Raw genomic sequence first — 14,943 nt, forward strand, 5'->3', positions numbered from 1 at the left:
ACTCGTGCGGCCCGGAACACGCTGATGTGACAAACGTCATATAGACCGGTCTAGTTGTCGGACGTCACGTCCGGCGATTAGGCAGCTCTCAGAAACTGGGCTATAGTTATTTACGGCCAAACAGCCACGGACAAACTTTGACGGAAAGCCTGAACGGGCTGGAACTTCAAAAATAATCCAAATGCGTGCGTAGCTCAACGGATAGAGCATCTGACTACGGATCAGAAGGTTGGGGGTTCGAATCCCTTCGCGCGCACCGGTAAAACCCGGTCTGAACAGTAGAAATACTGGTCAGACCGGGTTTTTCTTGCCCTGGAGACGCCCGGGGCCCACTGATCCGAGCTTCTTCCCCGCTTCTTCCCCGGGTTCCGCCGCCCCTTAGCGCGCCAGCTTCCGGAGGTCGACGGCGGGGTCCGCCAGCAGAGTGGGGTCCACCGGGATCCGGCGGTCGATGATGCGGCGCGCCGCCCGGACGGTGAAACCGCCGTCGATGGCGGCACATCCTGCCATCCGTCCGTACTCATCCAGCAGGAAAGCTGCGGCGGGCAGGCCGTCCTTTTCCCGGATGACCATGAGGCCCGCCCCCGCCATCGACCCCGCGCCCTCCACGCGGACTCCGTGCCGGTCGGACCAGAACCACGGGGCGCCGTGGACGGGCAGCTCCTGGCCCAGCAGTGCAGCAGCGGCCGTCGCGCCGGTGTTCCGCGCATGTTCCCAGTGTTCGGCCCGGCGCAGGAGCGTTCCGTCGGGCAGCCGGACGCGGGCGGCATCGCCGACGGCGTAGATCTTCGGGTGACTGGTGCGCTGGTGTCCGTCCACCAGGATGCCGTTGTCCGTGTCCAGGCCCGCAGCAGCGGCCAGGCCCGTTTCCGGCACGGCGCCGATCCCCGCCAGCACCAGGTCCGCATGGACGGCGGAGCCGTCCGCCAGGGTAATGCAGTGCTCCTGCCCCTCTGCCGTGACGGCCGCAGGGAACCCGGTCAGGACCCGGATCCCGCGCTCCCCATGCATCCGGTGCAGCCGGCGCGCCAATGCGGGCCCCACAGCTGGCACCAGCGGCGGATTAACCGGATCGATCAGCGTGATCTCCGCTCCGAGCGCCAGCGCTGCTGATGCGGTCTCGGCTCCAATCAGCCCCGCACCCATAACGGCCAGCCGCACGCCGGGGAAAGCCGCTTCCGCAGCGCGTCCGCATCACCGCGGTTCCTCAAGGCGAGCACCGTTTCCAGCTCACCGCCGGGAATATCAGGTTTGCGGGCGGCGGCACCGGTGGCCAGCACTATCCTGTCGGCAGCCAGTTCCCGCCCGTCTTCCAGCAGCACAAGCCCCTCGTCCGGATTCAGGGCTGCTGCCCGCGCGCTGACGACCTCGATGCCCTGCCCCAGGAACCAGTCCGCTCCGGCCAGCAGGATCTGCTCCCTGCTGCGGGTGCCGAGCAGGTAGTCCTTGCTCAGCGGAGGGCGGTCATAGGGCAGACCCTCCGGATCGATGATGCTCAGCCGTCCGCCGAAGCCGCGGGCGCGCAGCTCACGGGCCGTGGCAAATCCCGCCACGCCCCCGCCTGCAATGAGGACGGATTCAAGGGCCATAATTTTGTTCCTAGCTAACGCAGTGGGCAGTCCTACCAGCCTAGGTGCTGACCTCCCCGTTTCCCGCGGCGGCCGCCCCACCCGCCTCCCGCCGGCGCCCCGCGGAAGGGTTTCGCATTCCCGCCCCGCGTGCCAAGCTCTGTGCATGACTGAACAGGACGGCACGGAACCGGACAGCACCGGAAATGGCAGCACAGGACACAGGGAGGCCGGGCGCCGGGACGCGGATGACACATCACGCCCGCGGCGCCTGGAGACCGACGTCGTCGTCCTGGGCGGAGGTGCGGTGGGTGAGAACGCCGCGGACCGGGTGGTGCAGGACGGACTTGAGGCAGTGCTCGTGGAGCCTGCCCTGATCGGCGGCGAATGTTCCTACTGGGCCTGCATGCCGTCCAAAGCACTGCTGCGGCCCGGAACTGCACTAGCTGCCGCGAGATCCGTGGCCGGCTCCCGCGAGGCTGGGACCGGAATGCTGGATGCGCAGGCAGTGCTCGACCGCCGGAACAGCTTCACTTCCCACTGGAACGATTCCAGCCAGGCGGAATGGGTGGAGGGCGCCGGCATTGGGCTGGTGCGCGGCCGGGGCAGGCTGACCGGTCCCCGCGAGGTGACTGTTGACTACGACGACGCCGGCACCACCACCATCGTTGCCCGCCGCGCCGTCGTGCTCGCCACCGGTTCCGTCCCTACTCCGCCTCCGCTGAAGGGCCTGGACGGGGTCGAATATTGGGGCACCCGGGAGGCGACCTCGGCGCAGGAGGTGCCGCCGCGGCTGATCGTGTTTGGCGGCGGAGTCTCCGGCACCGAGCTCGCGCAGGCGTGGGCACGGCTGGGGTCCCGGGTGACCCTGGTGGCCCGGCACGACATCCTGGACTCCTATCCGGAGCAGGCCCGCGAGCTGGTCAAGGCGGGCCTGGTGTCCGACGGCGTGGATGTGCGCACGTTTACCGCAGCGGATTTTGTGCGCGGCACGGCTGACGGTGGCGTGGAATTGTGCCTGCAGGACGGTTCGGTGCTTTCCGCTGACCGGCTGCTGGTCTCCACCGGGCGGGCGCCGGCCCTGGCTCATCTGGGGCTGGAAGAACTGGGCCTGGAGGAACTGGACATGGACAGCGGGCGGCTGGAGTCGGACGACTCGGGCCTCGTGCGGGGCACTGACTGGCTTTATGTGGTGGGGGACGCTGCGGGAAAGGTGCTGCTGACCCACCAGGGCAAGTACGAGGCACGTGCCGCGGGTGCGGCGATATCGGCCCGTGCCCGCGGAGAGCTGGCTCCCGCCGCGGCTCCACGGGCCTGGAGCCGGGAAGCGTCGACGGCGAACCATGTCGCCGTGCCGCAGGTGGTCTTCACCGATCCGGAAATCGCCATGGTCGGCCGGACTGCGGAGCAGGCCCGGGCCGGCGGCGTCAATGTTTCGGAGACCTCGCTGGAGCTCTCGGTTGCCGGTTCATCGCTGTATGCCGACGATTACCGCGGCTGGGCGCAGATGGTGGTGGACGAAGACCGCAGGGTGGTTGTGGGCATGACCTTTGCCGGTCCCGGAGTCTCCGAGCTCCTGCATGCGGCGACCATTGCCATTACCGGCGAAGTGCCGCTGGAACGGCTGTGGCACGCCGTTCCCTCGTACCCCACGATTAGCGAGATCTGGCTGCGGCTGCTGGAGAAATACGGACTGTGAGTCCGGCACGGCCTGCGAACGGCCCCGGCGCCGGTTAGGCCGCTCCGTCAGGCCCGCCGGACGATGAAGTCTGTGATCCAGGCATCCCGCCCGTCGAGTTCGGCCCACGGTTTGGCCGATTCCATGACGGTCAGCCCGGACGTGGGATAGTCGGTGGCCATCTCCATTACCGCGTCCTCGTTCGACTCCACGGAGGCCAGCCGCATCGCGAGGTCCTGCACGCCCGGAAGATGGGTGATCACCAGCAGGCTGGTCACCGTTTCCGGAACATTGTTGATCACGCTGAGGATCTGCGCTGCGGCGGCGTTGTACAGGCTGTCTTCCAGCTTGGGGTTGGCCCCTTGTCGCCCAGCTCCTCGCAGATCCAGGTGCAGGTCTGCCGGGTGCGGAGGGCGGACGAACACAGGATGAAATCCGGAATGGAGTTGTTTTCCACCATCCACCGTCCGGCCAGCGGGGCGTCCCGGTGGCCGCGGCTGGACAGCGGCCGTTCGTGGTCGGAGACGTCCCGGGCCAAGCCGCCTTCGCGTGCCGCAGGAGCATCAGCTTTTTCAGGTGGTGGCCGCTCATGGGCCCAGTCTATCGGCGGTGCCGGCACCCGGTTTCCGGGCGCGGCACCGCCGATCCGTCAGATGCTGTATTCGGGCGCTGCCCAGACCACAACCTCGGGGTGCTCGTAAAAGCGGTACCCCTGACCGCGGACGGTCCGTACAGTGTTTGCCAGCCGGCCGAGCTTGGACCGCAGCCGCCGGATGTGGACGTCAATGGTCCGTTCGTTCGGCACTTCTTCGGCGTTGCGCCACAGTCCGGCCAGGAGCTCTTCGCGGCCCACGGTCCTCGCGGCGTTCTCCACCAGGTAATTGAGCAGCTCGAATTCCTTGAAGGTCAGGTTCAGGGTGTCGCCGTCAAGGTGCACTTCCCGGCGGGAAAGATCGATCAGAACTCCGGACGGGCGCGGAGCGCTCTGCGCCTGCACCGGTGCCGAAGCTTCCGGCCGGGGGCGGCGCTGGGCGGTGGGATCGCCCAGCGCCTGGCGGACGACGTCGATATCGGCTCCCGGGGCCTCTGCCGGTGCCAGCGCTACGGCTGCGTGGCTTTGCGCGCCGGGGCAGAGCGACTGAATGTAGGCACGGACTTCCTGGGCCAGTTTCGTCAGGGATGTTCCGTTGGCCGCTGCCGTGTCTTCATCGAGTCCGACATAGATGACGAACCCGCGGGCAACCGTGTCGTTGCTGACGGACTGGGGGCCGGGAATCCCGTTGGGCGTGACAACAGCCGTTGGCGCCGTCATGGGCGATGCGTCGCTGGCCTGGACTACCGGCTGCAGCGGCCGGGCCAACTGCTGACCAAACCCCTGAATCCCGTATTGGGCTCCGTACGTCGCACCGCCATACGGGCGGGGAAAGTCCCCTGCTGCACCCGGCTGAACGGCACCGGCCCGGTTCTGCGCATTGCGCAGTGAAATGTGTACGTACCCTGATGCTACTGACATGTTGCAACCTCAATGTGAATGACCGTCATCACGCTCGAATGCTGGGGGTGTGCCCGGGTCGAGATGGCGCAGTTTTCGCCCGTCGTTGGGCCTGAGTGGTGCCTGAGAAATGGGGGTGGGTAACTCAGGCGTGCATTCGACAACAGCACGTCTTCCCGCCGGCGGGGCCGGTGGGAAGGACTGCGACAGGTGCTGCCGTGTGGATGTTCACATTACGGATTATTGCATGTAACAAAGGCGTACACGCAAGTAATAATGCGGATGTTGTCTCACCATGCGGACGGAAACGCAGTAAAAGTGATGCACCTCACAGGATGCGGCGGAAAAATACGTCCCGGGACCACCCCGCGGTCAGCGCCCGGGAAGTTCGGGATTTCCGGCACGGTACGGGCGTGCAAACCCCGCAGGTGTCGGCTAATTCGACGCCGCGGGCACGAAAAAGCACCCGTCGGTAAGTAATCTTACAAACAGGTGCGAGTCAAGCACTGCGAGAGGTGTCCACATACTGGACACCTCTCTTGTTTTTCGGCGGATCTAGTCGACGACGCCGTACAGCCGGTCGCCGGCGTCACCCAGGCCGGGAACGATGTAGGACTTTTCGTCCAGCCGCTCATCAATCGAGGCCAGCACGATGGTGACGTTAGCGTCGGCCAATTCCTGCTCCAGGATTTCCAGCCCCTCGGGGGCGGCCAGCAGGCAGATGCACGTAATGTCTGCGGCGCCGCGCTTGAACAGGAATTTGATGGCCTCGCGGAGGGTCCCGCCGGTGGCCAGCATGGGGTCCAAAACAAAGACCTGGCGTCCGGTGAGGTCATCCGGAAGCCGCTCGGCATAAGTAATCGCCTCGAGGGTTTCCTCATTGCGGGCCATGCCCAGGAATCCGACCTCGGCGGTGGGAACCAGACGGGTCATGCCTTCAAGCATGCCCAAGCCGGCGCGGAGGATCGGAACCACCAGCGGGGTGGGCTTGACCAGGCCCGTGCCTACCGCTGACGTGACCGGAGTCTCGATCTGTACGGGCTCAACGCGAACGTTGCGGGTGGCTTCATAAGCCAAAAGAGTGACGAGTTCTTCCGTGAGCTGTCGAAACACCGGCGAGGGGGTGTTTTTATCCCGGAGAACGGTGAGTTTGTGGGCAACAAGGGGGTGATCCACTACAAGTACGCGCATGCTTCAAAACTACCATTCCGGAGGGGCCGCCCCCCTCTGCGGCAGCCCTGCCCGCCGGCGGCGGCGAACTGCGGGAAGACGTGGGGATCTGCGGGAAGATAGGACCATGATGCCCCCTACAGCGCAGCATGAAGCGTGGATGGACCTTGCCCTTGCCGAGGCCCGCACAGCCCTCTCCACCGGGGACGTGCCGATCGGCGCCGTCGTTATTGGTCCGGACGGGACCGTCATTGGCACCGGACGCAACGAACGTGAGGCTAGCGGTGACCCCACAGCGCACGCGGAAGTGGTGGCCATCCGCCAGGCCGCAGCCGCTGTGGGCGAATGGCGGCTCGAAGGATGCACCCTGGTGGTAACCCTCGAGCCCTGTGCCATGTGCGCCGGCGCGATTGTGCTGGCGCGGATTCCGCGGGTGGTGTTCGGTGCCTGGGATGAGAAGGCCGGAGCATCCGGTTCGGTTTTCGACATTCTCCGCGAACGCCGGCTGAACCATTGGGTGGAGGTCTTTCCCGAGGCCCGGGAGGCGGAGTGCGCGAAGCTGCTTACTGACTTTTTCGGCTCTCGGCGATCAGGCTGACAGCTGCGGGATTCATACGTAGGCTTACTAATTCAGACCCCGAATCCAAGGAGTTTCTCAATGAGTGCAGATCAGGACGGACTGGATACAGTCGTCAAAATCCTCGAACACGCCAAGATTGCGCAGCTGACCACAGTGGATGCCAGAGGTCATCTGGTGAGCCGTCCGCTGGAGCTGCAGGAAACGGATTCCGAGGGAAACCTCTGGTTCTTCACGCAGGACCCTCCCCCAAAGCTGACGAGATTCGCATGAATCCCAACGTGAACGTCTCCGTTCATGACTCCAAGGGCTACCTCTCCATCAGCGGCACGGCGTCCATCACCAAGGACGAGGCCAAGATCGAAGAACTGTGGAAGACATCGGCAGCCGCCTGGTTTGAAGCGGGCCGCGAGGATCCCTCCATCGCCCTGATCAAGGTCGACTCGGACACGGCCGAATACTGGGCCTCCGACGAACCCCGGGTGGCCAGCATGTTCAAGATCGCGAAGAGCGCCGTCACCGGGGACACCCCCAACATCGGCAGGAACGACGTCGTCGACCTCTAGTTCCTCCCCCTGCCGAAGGCGTGGAACCGGCCGTTTTGGGACCCGGCGCTTTAGCCGGTAAGGTTGACGCGTTGGTGACGTGTCCGAGCGGCCGAAGGTGCAACACTCGAAATGTTGTTTGGTGAAAGCCAACGTGGGTTCAAATCCCACCGTCACCGCCAACTGAAAAAGACCCCGCTTCCCTTGTAAATCAAGGGAAGCGGGGTCTTTTGCTTTGCCGAGAGCAGGTCCAGCGGTCTCGCAGCAGTAACCGATGTCAGGTGTAGAAGAAGCGCACGGCATGGAAGAAGACCGGTGCCGCAAAGCAGAGCGAGTCCAGGCGGTCCATGATGCCGCCGTGACCGGGGATGGTGGAGCCGAAGTCCTTGATGCCGCGGTCGCGCTTGATGGCGGACATCACCAGCCCTCCGGCGAAGCCCATCACGCAGGAGATGAAAGCCAGGAGCGCGGCCATCAACGGGGTGAACGGTGTGACCCACCATAGGGCAGCCCCCAGGGCGGTGGCCGAAAGCACTCCCCCGATGAACCCTTCCCAGGTCTTGTTGGGACTCACGCTCGGCGCGATCGGGTGCTTCCCGAGCGTCTTGCCCCACACGTACTGCAGCACATCGGATCCCTGTACCACGATCAGCAGGAACAGCAGCAGCTGCGCGCCGGTAGCCCCGCCGGTCCCGGGCGCCGAACCTTCGGCCGCATCCCGGCCTGCCTCCATGGCTACGGGAAGCTGCAGGAGCGCCGGGGCGTAACTCAAGGCATAGACGCACACCATCAGCGCCCACTGAATGGCCGCGGTCCGCTGCAGAAACCCGGTGGTCTGCCCGGCGAGTGCATTGCGCGCCGGCAGGAAGAGGAAGGCATACACCGGGATGAAGACACTGAACATGCCGTACCAGTGTTCCCACAGGAACCAGTAGTGCACCGCGGGGATGATGAACACCAGCCACACGAGCACTTTGTGGTCGCCGCGGCCGGTCGGTGAGATGGTGATGAACTCGCGCAGCGCCAGAAGCGACAGCAGCAGGAACAGCACAATCGTCACCGTCTCGCCGGCTGCCAGGACAGCGCCTATCAGGGCGACCATCAACCACCACGCGTTGATGCGCTGCTTCAGGTTCACAATGGTGCCCGTGGTGCCCAAGCGGCGGCCCAGAAGCCACGCGATCACGGTGGCTAACACCAGAACAACGACGACGCCGCCGAGGAGTTTCAGCGACGACGCGTCCAGCAAACCCAGTTCCCAGCCGCTCACAGGTCGTCCTGCCGGGCCTGGCTGTGAGAGTCCGGGACGCCGTCGTCCTGTCCAGGGGTATCTGTGGATTGCGGGCCTTGATGCTTAGCCAGGCTTTCCACGAGAACCTCCCGGGCGCGGGCCAGGAACGTCTGCCTGTCCTCATCAGGATCAAGGTGAAGGGGCTCGCCGAAGATGACAGTCGAGAGGTGCGGCACCGGGATCACCTCACCTTTGGGCAGGATCCGTCCCAGGTTGGCGAGCGTCACGGGGACCACCGGCACCTCGGGGTGGAGACGGGCCAGTTTGTAGAGTCCGCCGTGAAACGCGGCGATCGTGTCACCGTCGCCGCGGGTGCCTTCAGGGAAGATAATCAGCGAGTCCCCCGCGGCCAGCACCTCAGCCATGCCCTCCACCTGGCCCTTGGGGCTGACCCCCGAGTCAGACGTGCGCTGCCGGCGGCTGCTGGAGCCGTGGCGTTCGACCAAATAGGCGTTGAAGATTTGTTCGGCAAAAGCCTTACGCACCCCCGCGCCCCAATAGTCCTGGGCGGCCACGGGGCGGGCACGTTGCTGAAGCTCTGCCGGCAGCGCGGCCCAAATGGTGAGAAAGTCCAAATGGCTCGAATGGTTCGCATAATAGATGGCCTGCCCGGGTAGATCCAGTACAGATTCTCCAGCGGCAGTCACCACGCGCGCACCGGCGAAGGCGCTGATGAGTTTCGCGAGGCTGCGCCGGGAGGCCCTGCCGACGTTCATGCCGGCATGTCCCTGCTGCGGGCTCGCAGCGCTGCGCTGACACGGCGCAACCGGCGGGTGCAGGTGAGCAGGGAGCCCAGCGCGATGAGCGCCAGCGTCACGAACAGCGCGCTCCCTTCCGACCAGGGAAGCCACGGTTCGGCGACGCTTACCAGGACGCCGATCATCAGCAACCACATGCGGTGCGGCTTGGCCAAGGGCCCGTCGAAGAAGTTTCCCGTGCCAAGGGATGCGCCGAGGCAGCGGATGTAGGCGGTGAGTACGGCGAGTATCGCTGCAAGGAATCCCAGCGTCACCCCGAAATCGACCCCGCCGGCGGTCACCAGCCCGGCAACGGCAATGCCAGCTGCCCCCAGGAACAGCACGTCGGAGATCCGATCAGGCAATTCATTGTAGATATCGCCCACCGGTGAACTCATGCCCTTTTCTACGGCGAGCATTCCGTCGAGCATGTTCAACAGCAACCGCAGCGGTATACAAAAAGCAGCCGCGGCCAGAAGGACAGCACGAATGATCGCGTCGTCGACATGCGCCGACGAAATAAGCGCAGCGGCGCCGATTGCGGCGAACACCACTGAACCGAATGAGATTTGATTGGGGGTGAGTTTCGCCGCCGCAAGAATATCTGCAGATTTTGCCGCCCACCGGCTGCTGCGCTGCGGAATTTCCCGTCTGTCCGTTCCGTGGCTCATATGGAGTTTCCGTTCATTTGGCCCTTTGCCGTAGCTCATACGCTAATGCGAACCGCGGGGCGGAACCGGCAGCAACCCGCGATCAATCCCGTGATTCCACTTCACCATTCATTACAGTGTAATCATGAGAGCCCGGCGCAATTCAGCATTCCAGAACACCCTGCGGGACCACGCAATCGCGGGCGCCTGGGGCTTTGCCGAAGCGACGTTCTTCTTTGTTGTCCCCGATGTGTGGACATCCCGGGTGGGGCTGCGCCGGCCGAAACGCGCGCTCGGCACCACGGTCTCCGCCCTTGGCGGCGCAATGGCCGGAGGGACAGTGACCTACTGGTGGGGCCGCACGGTCGCCGCAAACACCTCGCGTAAAGCGTTGGTGAAAGTTCCGGCAGTCACGGACGCCATGATCAGCGGGGTGGAGCAGGAGATCGCCGAGTCCGGGGCCGCTTCTTTGCTGCGGGGCCCCTCCGCGGTGTCCCGTACAAGCTCTACGCGCGGGCGGCCGGCTTGCAGCGGACCCCGCTCGTGGCGTTTCTTGCCTGGAGCGTGCCTGGCCGAATGGTCCGGTTCGTGGTGGTGACAGCGGCAGTATCCGGGATTGCGGCTACGGTTCGCCGCGGGTTCCCTGAAATCCCTGAACGGCTCGCCTCGAGTGTGTTCTGGATTTGCTGGGGTGCGTTCTACTCGGTATTCATTCCACTGGCGTCGCGTCGCGGATCGACCCAGCAATCTGCCGGGCCTTTATATTGAGCGCTCCGGCGACTTTGAACACTGAGACCGGACAGCCGTTACTGCGGCTGTTCCTCGGGCGCGGTCTGCCGGCTCTCACTCATATTATTTGTTGATGCCGCCGATACGGATTGTGTGCACCGCATCAATCAGCAGGTAAGTAAACCGGAATCCTTTGAAATCCCACCGTGACCGCCATATGAGAAAGACCCCGGTTACCGTGTCAACAAAGGGCGGGTTCTAGGGGTCGTGTCAACAAAGGGAACCGGGGTCTTTCGTTTTGTCATGCGGCACTGGAGCTATCGTGCGGCGTCTTCTTGCGGCGCTTCGGGACGGACCGGCCAGCGGCCGGTGGCATGGTGAAAATCCATGGCGCGAAGTGCGGGCGTCAGGTCGAAGGTATTGATGTTCAGACTGAGTTTGGTCCCGTCGGTGAATCTCATCGTTAGGAACCGCTGGCCTTTTGCGGTGCTGACCCGGTAGCGGCCAATATCGCTGTAGGCACGGACATGCTCCTTGCCGAACACGCTGCGGAAAGCGATCTCATAGGTGCGGGGAGCCACGTAGAAGTTGCAGTAGGCACCCACAAGAGCCAGGCCGGCGGCCATGATGGCCACCGGCGCAATGCGGGCACCGAGCGCGGCGTCCGGAGAGGTGAAGGCAGCCAAACCCGTCAGGAGTCCCGCAGACGCGACCAGCCAGCCGATTATCGCCACAATTTTGGGCATGCGGATGCGTTCGGCATCGGCCGGGGAACGGTTGGGATGTTTACGTGCCCACCCGGCCAGCGCGGCAAGTGCCAGGACGATGAATGTCGTGATGCCGATTCGAAGGAACAGCGCTAATGACATTGTGGGGTTGCCTATCTAACCGGAAGTGTACGCACGGAGAGTATATTCCGCGCCCGGCTCCCTGTTCCCAGGATTACCCCGGGGGCATATTCTGGGGCCGCAGACCGGCAACCACGGATTGCCGGCATACCCGACGGAGCCGCAATGTCTGTGCGTATCCTCAGAGCAGATGGACCTGCTGAAGAACTGGATGACACCGAAGAGCTGAAATATGCGTACCAGGTGACCCGTGGAGGGAGCCTCGTCATCCTCGAATCGGCCGACGAGCGACGGTGGCTGGTGCGGAAGGAAATCTCATCGCCGCGCTGGAACGAGGTCTCCGGCCGGCGCTACATCGGTGACACCGGAATCATGGGAGGAGTGGAAGGCGGCAAAGCCGAGGGCCGTCCCAAGACAAAGCTCCCTCCGCACCGGGTGTAGCCGTCCTGCCGGGCCTGTCCGTGAACTTCGGCTCTAGTCCACGAAGTGGGTCTTCGGCTCCTGCTGGCTGACGGAAGCAACGACTGCAGCAGCCACATCACGCAGCTTCATATTCCTGGCGCTGGAGGCTGCCCTGAGAATACCCACGGCAGCGTCCTGGCCGCACCGGTTCTGGGCCATGATGATGCCGATGGCAAGGTCGATGGTGGTTCGGGAGGCCATAGCCGCCTTGAGATTCTCGCGGCCCTCGGCCAACTGCGCAATACGCACGGCAAGCCGGAGTGACTTGGAAGCGCCGCGCGCAAATTCTTCGGCTTCGCCCACCATCTCATCGGTGAATGCGCCGGCCTCCCGTACATAGATGTTCAATCCGCATTGGGCCTCGCCGTCGAGAGGAATCGGCACACCCAGGATGGATTTCAGTCCGAACTCGGAAATCGCTCCGGCATACTCCCGCCACCGGGCTTCCCGGCTTACATCCGGCACCAGCACCGTGCGGTTGCTTCGTGCTGCTTCCAGGCATGGACCGTCGTTAAACTCATACTGCACCTCGTCCATCTGCAGTGCTTCAGGACTGCTGCTTGCCACCGTTCCGGTACGGTTTGGGCGCAGCAGGGTCACACCGCAGAATATTTCCATCCCGGGCGTGGAAAGAGAGTCGACCGTCAACCGGGCCAAATCCTCAAGGAAGTTCTGAACATCGCTGGTTTCAAGGACCATGTCCTGCAGGAGCCCTGAATAATCCCTGTCCGCCTTGCCCTGAGTGCCTGGTTCCGCTTCCGTCAGTTGCACCGAGTAGCTCTCGTAGTTCGTCATGACACCGATTTCGTTGAGGGGATGAGCGCAGGGTGGTTGCTCGCTCTTCAAATTAAGCACCGAACTTCTGCCGGGCGCATCCGGAAACCAGCCCGTTCATGGGCAGAAACTCCTGAAGGCAGACGCGATGGCCGCGCCTGCCTTCAGGGAGTGGTGCTGGTATTGGTGCTTATGTTCCTGCAGCCGCGGCTTTACCGGGGCTCGGCGGTCCGGGGGTCTCCCGCTTGCGGGACAGGACGGCACCCAGCCCCACCATGCCCACGCCGAGCACCAGATGCAGCCAGTTGTCGGCACTGTTCAACGGCAGGAAGTTTGCGCTGGAGTCATGGCCGATAAACAGGCCGTAAAGCCAGAGCAGCAAATAGATGACGCCCCCGCCGATCAGGTAAATCCGTGACCCGGAGGCAGACCGTGCGAAAAGAAGGCCTGCGACACCGAAGAGCAGATGCACAATGTTGTGAAGGATCGATACCTGGAATACACCCATCAACAATGCTTCAGAGTGATGTCCGGCAAAGGTCAGCTGATCATAATTGCTGGTAATTCCCGGGATGAATCCCATGATCCCAACGAGCAGGAAAACTGCACCCACAAGCAGGGATGCGGTCTGTATCTTGGTGCGTCCGGCACTCACTGCAGTACGGTCCGATGTTGCCATGAAGCTTCTCCTATCTGCGGTTTCCATAAGCGGAGCCCCTGCACCCTTCCTGGACGGGTGCAGCCCACTTGTCCTAAGCGGTTTAGTTTCAGGCCTCCGCGGCTTCCACGCGCGATTCCCCAATATAGCAAGCATGCTTAGCAGCATGAATAAAACTGGGCGTGTCGCCGCTTTCTCAAGGGCCAGAGTTCTCGGGCGCGGATTCCGAACACGCATTGTCGAGCCGCGTCCCAGAAACTGGGCGGTGAGCCCCTCAGGCGCCCCAGAAGCGTTTCACTGCGTCAACTGCCGCCTTTCCTTGTTCCCATCCCGCCGTAGCCGAAGGACGCCGCGTGGACTCGAGCAGCACGTTGGTTCCGAAGGCAGCCACACTTGCGGCATCGGCCTCAATCAGGAACGTCTCGGAACCTTCAGAGAGCCGCTTCATGGCCTGGGGCAGTGTGGGTCCGAACGGGCTTTCCGGAGCTTCAGGTCCACATGAGAGCACCAGGACCCTGTCACAGCCGGCCGCCACGTCAGCGTTAACCGCAGAGCGCATGCCGCCGTCCATGTACGGGGTTCCGTTGATGCCGACCGGCGGCCAGGCGCCGGGCACGGTGCAGCTTGCCGCCACTGCGAGCGCCAGGTCGGCGCCTGATGCAGCGTCGAAAACCGCGAAGGCACCGTCGTCGGCATTAACCGCCGTCACCTTCAGCGGTTTGGACGGCCACGTCGGATATGGCAGCAGGGAACGGATCGTGCTCACCCACGCGTCCTCCGAAAGCCCCTGCCCCGCGGCACGCGCCAAGCACCCAGCCGTGCCCTCGCCGCCTGCTCCCCGCCCGGACCGCGGGCGGCGTCTGCCATCATGTTCAGGAACCCCTCGGTACTGAAGTGCGTCACCTCCCTCCGCTCCACGACGGCCTCCGCCGGATCGTCTTCGCGCAGCTGCGCCGCGAGCGTCTGGGGCACCACCCCGAACCGCAGGGCAGCCCCGACGACGGACCCGGCTGACGTTCCCACCACAAGGTCGGCGTCGTCCACTTGGATGCCGTGCTCCAGCAGGGCAGCCAGGACTCCCGTTTCCCATGCGATCCCTGCTACTCCGCCACCCCCAAGCACCACGGCGCGCGTCTCATGTTTGTTAGTCATGCGGGCAGTCTAGGCGTGCGCCGGGTGATGCCGCCCACAACTTTTCCGTGTCACGGTGTCGGGGTATTCAATGGAGGCATGGCATTGCGCGTATTAATGGTTGGCCGGAAACACGAAGACTGGGTTGTCGATGGTATTCGCCGCTACGAGAAAAGGCTGAAGAAGCCCTTAGACCTCACCTGGGTGTCCATACCCCATTCCGCGCGCGAGGGTGACGCCGCCCGCAAGGAGGAATCGGAACGGCTCCTGTCCAAGCTCGGCACTGACTACGTCATCCTGCTCGATGAGCGGGGCAAGACCATCACCTCTCCTGCCTTGGCGAAAACTCTGCAGAAACCCCTCGACAATTCCCGCAGTGTCACATTGATTATTGGCGGCGCGTACGGAGTCGATGACAGCGTCCATGCGCGTGCCGATTTCATCTGGTCCCTCTCCCCTTTGGTTTTCCCGCACCAGCTCGTGCGCCTCATCTTGGCCGAGCAGGTGTACCGCGCTCAGGAAATCATCGGCGGCCGCCCCTACCACCACGAGTAGCTGCCGGGCCCGTCCAAACGGTCCCGGTACAGTGGAAGCTCCCCAAATATCTCCGGCGCAGCAACCCCGCGCCGGCCA

The 14,943-nt window shown here is 63.9% G+C and carries 19 protein-coding genes, 2 tRNA genes and 1 pseudogene; 9 read left to right on the forward strand and 13 right to left on the reverse strand.

Going from position 1 to position 14,943, the window contains the following annotated elements; all coding sequences use genetic code 11:
- The first annotated feature begins 183 nt into the window (after positions 1 to 183).
- Positions 184 to 256: transfer RNA gene (locus tag OL239_RS18555), tRNA-Arg, on the forward strand.
- 122 nt (positions 257 to 378) lie between these two features.
- On the opposite strand, the gene OL239_RS18560 is transcribed toward OL239_RS18555, so the two are convergent.
- Together OL239_RS18560 and OL239_RS18565 are read right to left on the reverse strand one after the other, a co-directional pair.
- Entirely contained in the window at positions 379 to 1,161 is a 783-nt protein-coding gene (locus OL239_RS18560) for an FAD-dependent oxidoreductase (RefSeq protein ID WP_268910118.1), read from the reverse strand.
- Positions 1,131 to 1,589: an FAD-dependent oxidoreductase gene (locus tag OL239_RS18565; protein WP_268910119.1), complete on the reverse strand. Its 459-nt coding sequence runs from the start codon at positions 1,587 to 1,589 to the stop codon at positions 1,131 to 1,133. The genes OL239_RS18560 and OL239_RS18565 overlap by 31 nt, the downstream gene beginning before the upstream one ends.
- A 145-nt stretch (positions 1,590 to 1,734) precedes the next feature.
- On the opposite strand from OL239_RS18565, the gene OL239_RS18570 reads away from it, so the two are divergent.
- Positions 1,735 to 3,267, forward strand: a complete 1,533-nt coding sequence (locus OL239_RS18570; protein ID WP_268910120.1) for a dihydrolipoyl dehydrogenase family protein — start codon at positions 1,735 to 1,737, stop codon at positions 3,265 to 3,267.
- 47 nt (positions 3,268 to 3,314) lie between these two features.
- Here OL239_RS18570 and OL239_RS18575 read toward each other — a convergent pair.
- The 3 genes and pseudogenes from OL239_RS18575 to upp all read right to left on the reverse strand — a co-directional run bounded on the left by OL239_RS18575 (position 3,315) and on the right by upp (position 5,929).
- Positions 3,315 to 3,837: pseudogene (locus OL239_RS18575) on the reverse strand (SixA phosphatase family protein).
- A 58-nt stretch (positions 3,838 to 3,895) separates the two neighbouring features.
- Complete coding sequence (locus tag OL239_RS18580) at positions 3,896 to 4,759, reverse strand: winged helix-turn-helix domain-containing protein (protein ID WP_268910121.1); 864 nt, start codon at positions 4,757 to 4,759, stop codon at positions 3,896 to 3,898.
- Positions 4,760 to 5,293: 534 nt separating this feature from the next.
- On the reverse strand, positions 5,294 to 5,929 hold the full coding sequence (gene upp, locus OL239_RS18585) for a uracil phosphoribosyltransferase (protein WP_268910122.1): 636 nt from the start codon (positions 5,927 to 5,929) through the stop codon (positions 5,294 to 5,296).
- 106 nt (positions 5,930 to 6,035) lie between these two features.
- Here upp and tadA point away from each other — a divergent pair, with 106 nt between their 5' ends.
- The 4 genes from tadA to OL239_RS18600 all read left to right on the forward strand — a co-directional run bounded on the left by tadA (position 6,036) and on the right by OL239_RS18600 (position 7,212).
- Positions 6,036 to 6,506 (forward strand): tRNA adenosine(34) deaminase TadA, encoded by a 471-nt coding sequence (tadA, locus tag OL239_RS18590; protein ID WP_442864177.1) that lies wholly within the window; start codon positions 6,036 to 6,038, stop codon positions 6,504 to 6,506.
- Positions 6,507 to 6,566: 60 nt separating this feature from the next.
- A complete protein-coding gene (locus tag OL239_RS20365; RefSeq protein WP_442864178.1) occupies positions 6,567 to 6,758 on the forward strand; it encodes a pyridoxamine 5'-phosphate oxidase family protein in 192 nt (63 codons plus the stop codon).
- Positions 6,710 to 7,051: a pyridoxamine 5'-phosphate oxidase family protein gene (locus OL239_RS18595; RefSeq protein ID WP_442864323.1), complete on the forward strand. Its 342-nt coding sequence runs from the start codon at positions 6,710 to 6,712 to the stop codon at positions 7,049 to 7,051. Before OL239_RS20365 ends, OL239_RS18595 begins: the two co-directional genes overlap by 49 nt.
- 73 nt (positions 7,052 to 7,124) lie before the next feature.
- Positions 7,125 to 7,212, forward strand: a tRNA-Ser gene (locus tag OL239_RS18600).
- 95 nt (positions 7,213 to 7,307) lie between these two features.
- Here the strand turns inward: OL239_RS18600 and OL239_RS18605 are convergent.
- The 3 genes from OL239_RS18605 to OL239_RS18615 are packed head-to-tail and all read right to left on the reverse strand — an operon-like array spanning position 7,308 to position 9,729.
- Positions 7,308 to 8,300 carry a phosphatidate cytidylyltransferase gene (locus OL239_RS18605; protein WP_268910123.1) on the reverse strand — a complete coding sequence of 331 codons (993 nt, stop codon included), beginning with the start codon at positions 8,298 to 8,300 and terminating at the stop codon, positions 7,308 to 7,310.
- On the reverse strand, positions 8,297 to 9,037 hold the full coding sequence (locus tag OL239_RS18610; RefSeq protein WP_268910124.1) for a lysophospholipid acyltransferase family protein: 741 nt from the start codon (positions 9,035 to 9,037) through the stop codon (positions 8,297 to 8,299). The genes OL239_RS18605 and OL239_RS18610 overlap by 4 nt, the downstream gene beginning before the upstream one ends.
- Positions 9,034 to 9,729 carry a CDP-alcohol phosphatidyltransferase family protein gene (locus OL239_RS18615; protein WP_268910125.1) on the reverse strand — a complete coding sequence of 232 codons (696 nt, stop codon included), beginning with the start codon at positions 9,727 to 9,729 and terminating at the stop codon, positions 9,034 to 9,036. The genes OL239_RS18610 and OL239_RS18615 overlap by 4 nt, the downstream gene beginning before the upstream one ends.
- Before the next feature lie 124 nt (positions 9,730 to 9,853).
- On the opposite strand from OL239_RS18615, the gene OL239_RS18620 reads away from it, so the two are divergent.
- Entirely contained in the window at positions 9,854 to 10,306 is a 453-nt protein-coding gene (locus OL239_RS18620) for a hypothetical protein (RefSeq protein ID WP_268910126.1), read from the forward strand.
- A 448-nt stretch (positions 10,307 to 10,754) separates the two neighbouring features.
- Here OL239_RS18620 and OL239_RS18625 read toward each other — a convergent pair whose 3' ends face one another.
- The gene (locus OL239_RS18625) at positions 10,755 to 11,306 is read right to left on the reverse strand and encodes a hypothetical protein (RefSeq protein ID WP_268910127.1); all 552 of its coding nucleotides are present in this window, start codon (positions 11,304 to 11,306) and stop codon (positions 10,755 to 10,757) included.
- 144 nt (positions 11,307 to 11,450) lie between these two features.
- Here OL239_RS18625 and OL239_RS18630 point away from each other — a divergent pair, with 144 nt between their 5' ends.
- A complete protein-coding gene (locus OL239_RS18630; protein ID WP_268910128.1) occupies positions 11,451 to 11,726 on the forward strand; it encodes a hypothetical protein in 276 nt (91 codons plus the stop codon).
- 33 nt (positions 11,727 to 11,759) lie between these two features.
- On the opposite strand, the gene OL239_RS18635 is transcribed toward OL239_RS18630, so the two are convergent.
- The 4 genes from OL239_RS18635 to OL239_RS19855 all read right to left on the reverse strand — a co-directional run bounded on the left by OL239_RS18635 (position 11,760) and on the right by OL239_RS19855 (position 14,331).
- Positions 11,760 to 12,593 carry a GAF and ANTAR domain-containing protein gene (locus OL239_RS18635; RefSeq protein WP_268910129.1) on the reverse strand — a complete coding sequence of 278 codons (834 nt, stop codon included), beginning with the start codon at positions 12,591 to 12,593 and terminating at the stop codon, positions 11,760 to 11,762.
- A gap of 118 nt (positions 12,594 to 12,711) precedes the next feature.
- Positions 12,712 to 13,200 carry a DUF4383 domain-containing protein gene (locus tag OL239_RS18640; RefSeq protein ID WP_268910130.1) on the reverse strand — a complete coding sequence of 163 codons (489 nt, stop codon included), beginning with the start codon at positions 13,198 to 13,200 and terminating at the stop codon, positions 12,712 to 12,714.
- Positions 13,201 to 13,453: 253 nt separating this feature from the next.
- A complete protein-coding gene (locus tag OL239_RS19850; RefSeq protein ID WP_329609301.1) occupies positions 13,454 to 13,945 on the reverse strand; it encodes a patatin-like phospholipase family protein in 492 nt (163 codons plus the stop codon).
- A complete protein-coding gene (locus OL239_RS19855) occupies positions 13,942 to 14,331 on the reverse strand; it encodes a patatin-like phospholipase family protein (RefSeq protein WP_329609302.1) in 390 nt (129 codons plus the stop codon). The genes OL239_RS19850 and OL239_RS19855 overlap by 4 nt, the downstream gene beginning before the upstream one ends.
- 78 nt (positions 14,332 to 14,409) lie before the next feature.
- Here OL239_RS19855 and OL239_RS18650 point away from each other — a divergent pair, with 78 nt between their 5' ends.
- Entirely contained in the window at positions 14,410 to 14,865 is a 456-nt protein-coding gene (locus OL239_RS18650; protein ID WP_268910131.1) for a 23S rRNA (pseudouridine(1915)-N(3))-methyltransferase RlmH, read from the forward strand.
- Positions 14,866 to 14,943 lie beyond the last annotated feature (78 nt).

Source organism: Arthrobacter sp. ATA002 (assembly GCF_026898095.1).
Classification (GTDB): Bacteria; Actinomycetota; Actinomycetes; order Actinomycetales; family Micrococcaceae; genus Arthrobacter_B.